The 7,431-nt window shown below is 44.2% G+C and carries 4 protein-coding genes; 1 reads left to right on the top strand and 3 read right to left on the bottom strand.

Translation table 11 applies throughout. From position 1 onward, the window contains the following. Positions 1-198: 198 nt before the first annotated feature. Genes ACHH0Z_RS25200 through ACHH0Z_RS25190 form a run of 3 tightly spaced genes read right to left on the bottom strand, consistent with a single transcriptional unit; the run spans position 199 to position 4,230 of the window. A complete protein-coding gene (locus ACHH0Z_RS25200) occupies positions 199-2,265 on the bottom strand; it encodes an ATP-binding protein (RefSeq protein ID WP_045409618.1) in 2,067 nt (688 codons plus the stop codon). Further along, positions 2,262-3,653 (bottom strand): SIR2 family protein, encoded by a 1,392-nt coding sequence (locus ACHH0Z_RS25195; protein WP_004098990.1) that lies wholly within the window; start codon positions 3,651-3,653, stop codon positions 2,262-2,264. The genes ACHH0Z_RS25200 and ACHH0Z_RS25195 overlap by 4 nt, the downstream gene beginning before the upstream one ends. 7 nt (positions 3,654-3,660) lie before the next feature. After that, complete coding sequence (locus ACHH0Z_RS25190; RefSeq protein ID WP_004098989.1) at positions 3,661-4,230, bottom strand: recombinase family protein; 570 nt, start codon at positions 4,228-4,230, stop codon at positions 3,661-3,663. Between the two features lie 159 nt (positions 4,231-4,389). Here ACHH0Z_RS25190 and ACHH0Z_RS25185 point away from each other — a divergent pair, with 159 nt between their 5' ends. Next, a complete protein-coding gene (locus ACHH0Z_RS25185; RefSeq protein ID WP_016156490.1) occupies positions 4,390-7,398 on the top strand; it encodes a Tn3 family transposase in 3,009 nt (1,002 codons plus the stop codon). Positions 7,399-7,431: the final 33 nt, after the last annotated feature.

The following is a 7,431-nucleotide window of genomic DNA, read 5'->3' as shown; positions in this document are numbered from 1 at the left end:
GGGGTTTGAGGGCCAACGATGTAAAAAACCACGTTAATAGGTTAACCTATTGTTTTATTTTAATTATTAGGTGCTGCATTTACAGCTACTCCAATGATCATGGGGCTGATGGTCGATGGAACGCAATACCAAGTAGATTGATTGCATAAAGTTCCTTCAATTCCGATCTGCCCTCCCGTTTTCACATCCTACTTCAGTTCAATTTTGTTGCCATTCCTTTACAACAGCTTCCCAATTGGCCGTTCTCTCGACCAATTTCCCATCAGCATCCTTTCTTGTCCAAACATCCCAGAAATCAGGGTCATCAGAATGGGGTTGCTGCTCTTTCGTCAAATTTTTCATTTTAACTAAGACAGGAAGTTCAGATGCCCAGCCCATCAGTATTGCATGTTGAGATGGCAATGAAGGCAATTCACGGAGTAATCCTCGCAAATTGTCGGGTACCATTTTATGAACTTGCTCCTGATCTTTGTCATTGCTAATTCGATGCAGAAGAAAAGTATTACATTGAGATAAAACTGTAGGTGATAATTCTGATGGTCGTTGCGAAGAAATAACCATACCGAGACCAAATTTCCTGCCTTCTCGTGCAATTTTCTCAAATACTTGACAGCAAACAGCTGCGACATCCTGATTTTCACTGTCCTCACGATACCGTTTAATAAATGTATGTGCTTCTTCAGCAACAAGTACCGTAGGTAAAGATTTGTTATATAGTCGTCTATAACGTTGCAATGATTCAAAAATAATTCTTGAAATGACAGCTGTCACAAGATGAGTAATTTCAGTTGGTACTAAAGAAAGATCAATAATTGAAACGCAGCTATCACCATCACCATCTTTCCCAATATATGTTTCTAACCAATTAGCCAAGTCAACTCTATGCTCTGAGTCATTGGTTATGGGTTTCATTCTTGTATCCGCAAGCATTGTGCGTATTCTAGCTACTAGATATTCAACATATTGCTCGCTACCATTTTCTTGTGCTAACGCCTCTAAATAGGAGACTAAATTATTTCCGTCAAAAGGGACGGGGATATCCTCGTTTTTAGGAAGGAGTTCACACTCATCGCCTCCAAGGCTCTGAAATGAAGATAACACTCCATTTATGATGTTATCAACTGCGCTAACTTTAGCATTGTAATCTGGATATCTGCCTTCTCTTTGCCCACAAAAATCTTGAATAGAGATGATTAATTTATCTAGCTCAGGGCATGGTGTAGTTAATCTCGCTTTGTATTCTTCCAGACTCTGACGCCAAATATTAATTTTAGCCAAAAGATTTTTGGCTCCAGGGAAATCATTAAGTGCCGCTGCTCCTTTAGATTTATCCGCTTTTAAAGAAACCAAAATTGTACCTAGGTATTTTTTAACTTCTATATCTATATTCTTTTGTAAATCAAATTCTTCATTTCTCATTGCTCTCAAGGAGCGTTTTAGTAATGGAAGTTGTGCTTTAGGACTTGCTTGCGTGAATGATGCCCACTCCGAACTATTCCAAAACCATGAGGGTACTTGTAATTGGTTTTCACTGCCTTCAGCCTCAACCTTAAATACTCTACCTTTAAATTTCGTCGTTGGCCCCAAAGCACGTGCATACTCGCCGTTGGGGTCTAGGATGATAAATCTGGCATTTGGTTTTATTTGTGATTCCAATGCAGATTCGAGTGACCACTGGATTAATCCAGATACAGAGCAAGACTTACCGCTACCAGTATTTCCGAGCACTGCTACATGACGACCAAATAATCTATCAGGATCTACAGCTACATTTGCATTGTTCGCAAGTGGACTTTGTCCAATGATCACTCGCCTATTATTTCCAGATTCGACTATTGATCTAAGTTGTAAATCTGTCGGTAGTAAAATAGCAGCCCCAATAGAAGGAAACGATTCAGAACCTCGTTGAAATCTGAAATAATCAGTACCATCTTTGGACAAACGTTTAAGCATTCCCACCGGATTCAAACTTATTTTTTTTCGGGGGAATGGTAGATTTACTAAACCAAATTCTTGAACATCTCTTTGTTTTGGATAAGGCGAATGTTCTACAGCAAGCCACTCTATTTGCCCAACTAAGTAACCATTATCACATGATATTAATACATAACTGTTTACTCTTGGAAAGTTTCTAGGCGTTCCTGCATTCAAAGCAACAGTATCAGGTGAGTCAATCTCTAATATTGCTCTAATTTCATTAGGTGAAACAAAATCTACAGTGCCGACCCTGAGTTGCTCACCTTGTTCAATCGGAAATGAGTTCATTCAGCATCCTCGCTATTATTTGAAATTGTTGTACGATATAAACCCCTTGATTTCAATAGTTCTGCCATACGAATTGATGATCTGTCTATCGCTGCTTTAGGAAGATAAAAATCCACTAAATTCTTGATATCTCCAAAGTGGTCACCAAGTAATAAAGATATTTGAGCTTTTCTTCCACTTTCGTTTACAAAGCGCATAATTCTACCGAGTGGATCGCCGTAGGCAATTATTACTATATGCGTTGAGGGTATTGTCAGCATGTCAATAATAACACGGTTTATATGTTCATCTCCAAAACTATAACCATATGTTACCAAAGTACTATTAGGACGACATGTTGCAGATGCTAAGTCTCTGAATAGTTCAACATAAGGGTATTCTGATGTTTCTCGGTCTTTAACCGAGTTTGGATAAATCATTAATTGATGATAGTTCGCTGCTCCAGCAGCCTCCACTTGTAAAAAGGGTTCCACCGAACTCGCACCAAAAGGTAATCCAAATCGCCTTATGGCTCCTTCGGTAGTATACCAGTCCAATGAGCCATGTAATTTAGTAAAGCGCGCCACACCTTCCAAATATCTTGGTTCACCACGAATACCCGGTGGATTATAATGATAGTCGACTTCTAGTCGCGAAGATCTGAAAATAGGCGCTATAGTACCAACAAATCTGTCAATTAGTCGAATACCTGCTATTTCAGCTCCTGCTTCAATTATCCTGTCGTAATTCGTCGTGAAAATATGTAATCGATCCCTTGTCGCTGTTCGACTTGAAAAACTCATCAAAAAACTTACTAAATAATTAAACGTTTGTGTTTTTAAATCGTTTTTTGCATCGCGAATTAACTTTTCCCCATTACTAACTGAATCTGAGAATAATTTCAAACATCTTGTTAGCTCATTATTTAACTCAACTAACTCACTTTTTAAATTTCGATATGGGAGAGCACCAGGAGGCGGTTCTGGAAGTGGGAGATTTTGCGCAGTTAAAATCTCTAATCCTTTAATTAACTCATTAATTGAACGGATTTGGTCTTCAATATTACCTCTTCCTCTTCCTGAGGCTTCAGCTGTTTTAGCTACATAACTATCTATTTCAGCCTTGCAAACTTTGAGATCATTAATCCATCCCATGCCTTGAGGTTTCGTGCCTGTCGCTGACTCTTGGATTGCTGAACTAAGTCCCGCGCCAATAAGTATATTTAGGTGTTCAGACTGAAAAAGAGCAGTTAACCAAGGTTCTATTCTTAAACGCAAAAAATCAGGAGTGATTTTATCTCCTGGTTTTGCCCATGAGCAGTGTCCAACAACTTTAAATGCACCAACTTCGCTGTGTGGATCCAACTGAACCGGAGACTGGTCATCTCCAAGCTTTAAGTATTGACTCACTTTGAATTCATCCTTCGTTAGAGTTAATAGCTGTTTTTCTTTTCAGCCTAAAATAGGTCGCCCTTGATATACCCGTTTTTTCCATTACTTCCTTAACTTGTACGTCCTTATTAATCAATTCATTAGCTAATTCAGCCTTCTTGTGAGGCTTTCTTCCGAATTTGACCCCCTTAATCATAGCGGTCTTCCGCCCATCGTTAGTTCGCTCCAAGATCCTTTCTCGTTCCGCCTCGGCAACAGCTGCTAGTATCTGGATAACCATTTTTCCCATTGTGCCTTCAGTACTAAGACCATTCTCTAGAAATCGGATAGCGATGCCTTTTTTATAGCAAGTATCCACAATACGAATCATATCAGCGGTATTACGTCCTAGACGATCCATTTTAGTACAGAGGATGATGTCATCTTTCTCCGCTCTGGCAAGGAGTCTCTGTAGCCCTGCACGCTCATCAGTTGCTCCTGACATCATGTCAGTAAATACACGATCATCCCTCACTCCCGCTGTTTTGAGTTCAGTAATCTGGCTCGTCAGTTTCTGATGGCTGGTTGATACTCTTGCATATCCTAATAATGCCATTTTGGTCTCATAAATCGATATTGATACTGCGTAGTATCATAAGGTATAAATCGCGATTTTTGATACTAATGTATGATGCCGTTTTGAGCAGTCTCACAATTTATAATATTTGAGACGGTTAAAAAAAGGACAGAACTCCCGTTTACGAAAGGATGCGCAATGAGTGATGACTTTCTTACCAGCGAACAGACAGAAAACTACGGTCGCTATGTGGCAGACCCAAATGAGGTTCAGCTGGCTCGGTATTTTCATCTGGATGAGCGTGACCTTGCTTTTATTAATCAGCGACGGGGAAAACATAACCGGCTGGGGATTGCACTTCAGCTGACTACGGCGCGCTTTCTGGGAACGTTTCTTCCTGATCCCCTTCAAATTCCCTCATTCATCCGTTTTTACATTGCGGCACAGTTGAACATCAGCCGACCAGAGATCCTTTCCCGGTATGCTGAAAGAGAAAATACCCGCTGGGAGCATCAGGGGCTTATCAAGCTCTATTATGATTATCATGATTTTGGTGATTTCCCCTGGACATTCAGACTGAAGCGTTTGCTCTATACTCGCGCCTGGCTCAGCAATGAGCGTCCAGGTCTGCTGTTTGATTTTGCTACCGCATGGTTGCTGCAAAATAAGATCCTGCTACCCGCAGCCTCGACTCTGACAAGGCTGATTGGCGAAGTACGCGAACGGGCAAGTCGACGATTATGGCGAAGGCTGGCTTTGTTGCCTGACAGCTGGCAGAAAACACAACTGGACGGTTTACTTGAAATACCTGAAGGGCAGCGTATATCGGTGCTGGAGGAGATGCGAAAAGGTCCTGTCACTATCAGTGGGCCGTCATTTACAGACGCCCTGGAGCGATATACCCGACTGCGTAGCATGGAGTTTTCCCGGTTGAATTTCTCCGGTCTGCCTGCCATCCAGCTGCGGAATTTGGCCCGTTATGCCGGAATGGCTTCGGTGAAATACATTTCAAGAATGCCTGACGAACGGCGACTGGCCGTGCTTACTGCGTTTGTGAAAGCACAGGAAATTTCGGCGCTTGACGAGGCCGTGGATGTGCTGGATATGCTTATTCTGGATATCACGCGTTCTGCAAAAAATATCGGGCAGAAAAAGCGGCTCAGGACCCTGAAAGATCTTGATCGTGCCGCGCTATTACTGGCACGGGCATGCACGTTATTACTTGATGAGAACACCGATGAAGCAGCTCTGCGGCAGGCTATTTTTCGCCGCATACCAAAGGACAAACTGGCTGAATCCGTCGGCAAGGTAAATGAGCTGGCGCGCCCGCAAGATACTCAGTTTCAGGATGAAATGGTGGAACAATATGGACGGGTGAAGCGTTTCCTGTCCGCGATGTTGCGTGACTTACACTTTCAGGCCGCCCCGGCCGGGGAGCTCACGTTGTCAGCAATCCATTATCTGGCCGAACTGAGTGGCTCAAAAAAGCGAATTCTCGACGATGCACCAGAGCAAATCATTTCCGGCCCATGGAAACGTCTGGTCTACGACAGAGATGGTAGGATTCTACGAGCGGGTTACTCGCTGTGTCTTCTCGAGCGCCTTCAAGATTCTTTGCGCCGTCGTGATCTCTGGCTGGAGAACAGTGATCGGTGGGGGGACCCGCGTCAAAAATTGCTTCAGGGAGCTGAATGGCAGGCACAACGCATCCCGGTATGTCGGGCGCTGGGTCATCCATCAGACGGAACTAAAGCAGCAGAACAACTGGCTACGCGGCTTGATGACACATGGAAATCAGTGGCTTCACGTTTTGCCTGCAACGCAGCGGTCAGCATAAGCAATGAAGGTAAGCATCCCTCACTGACGATTAGCAGTCTGGATAAACTGGATGAGCCACCGGCACTGATACAATTGAATCGTCGGGTAAGAGAATTGATCCCTCCGGTTGATCTGACGGAGCTGTTGCTTGAAATAGATGCCCGAACCGGTTTTACCCGCGAATTCAGCCACGTCAGTGAATCAGGTGCTCGGGCGCAGGATCTCCAGGTCAGTCTGTGCGCAACACTGCTGGCAGAAGCCTGCAATATAGGGCATGAACCCCTGATAAAGCATAATATTCCCGCGCTTACTCGCCATCGTCTGAGCTGGGTTAAACAAAATTATCTCAGGGCAGAAACGCTGGTCACCGCTAATGCACGGCTGGTTGATTTTCAGTCCACGCTGCCGCTCGCGGGGTACTGGGGAGGTGGTGAGGTTGCCTCCGCAGATGGTATGCGTTTTGTCACACCGGTTAAAACGGTTAATTCCGGACCAAATCGTAAATACTTTGGTTCAGGACGCGGTATCACCTGGTACAACTTCGTCTCCGATCAATACTCCGGTTTCCATGGCATTGTAGTTCCCGGGACGCTTCGTGATTCCATCTTTGTACTGGAAGGGCTTCTGGAGCAGCAGACCGGGCTGAATCCGGTAGAAATTATGACGGACACGGCAGGATCCAGCGATATCATTTTTGGCCTGTTCTGGTTACTGGGCTACCAGTTTTCCCCTCGTCTGGCCGATGCAGGCGGGGCGATATTCTGGCGGGCAGATAAAACGGCACATTATGGTGCCCTGAATGAGCTGGCCCGGGGATGTGTTGAACTGTCAAAAATAGAATCCCAATGGGATGAAATGATGCGAATGGCGGGCTCACTGAAGCTTGGGACCATCCATGCATCAGAGCTTATTCGTTCACTGTTGAGAAGTAGCCGACCATCTGGTCTGGCTCAGGCGATTATGGAAGTGGGCCGGGTCAACAAGACGTTGTATCTTCTCAACTATATCGATGATGAGGATTACCGGCGTCGGATCCTCACTCAGCTCAACCGGGGAGAAGGACGCCATGCAGTGGCTCGAGCCATTTGCTACGGACAACGTGGTGAGATTAGAAAACGCTACCGTGAAGGGCAGGAAGATCAACTCGGTGCTCTGGGTCTGGTGACCAATGCGGTTGTGCTGTGGAATACACTTTACATGCAGGAGGCGTTGTCACATCTTCGCAAATCGGGGGAAACACCTGAAGAGGAGCATCTGGCAAGATTATCGCCGCTGATACATGGCCATATAAATATGCTGGGACATTATACGTTTTCGTTACCGGAAGATATTCTGAAGGGCGAGTTAAGACCATTAAATTTGAATACAAACAATGAATTAACCTCTTAGCGTGGTTTTTTACATCATTGGACCTCGAACCCC

The sequence above is a fragment of the Enterobacter cloacae complex sp. 2024EL-00227 genome (assembly GCF_043945315.1).
Taxonomy (GTDB): domain Bacteria; phylum Pseudomonadota; class Gammaproteobacteria; order Enterobacterales; family Enterobacteriaceae; genus Enterobacter; species Enterobacter roggenkampii.
This window is presented reverse-complemented; position numbering and strand designations above follow the sequence as displayed.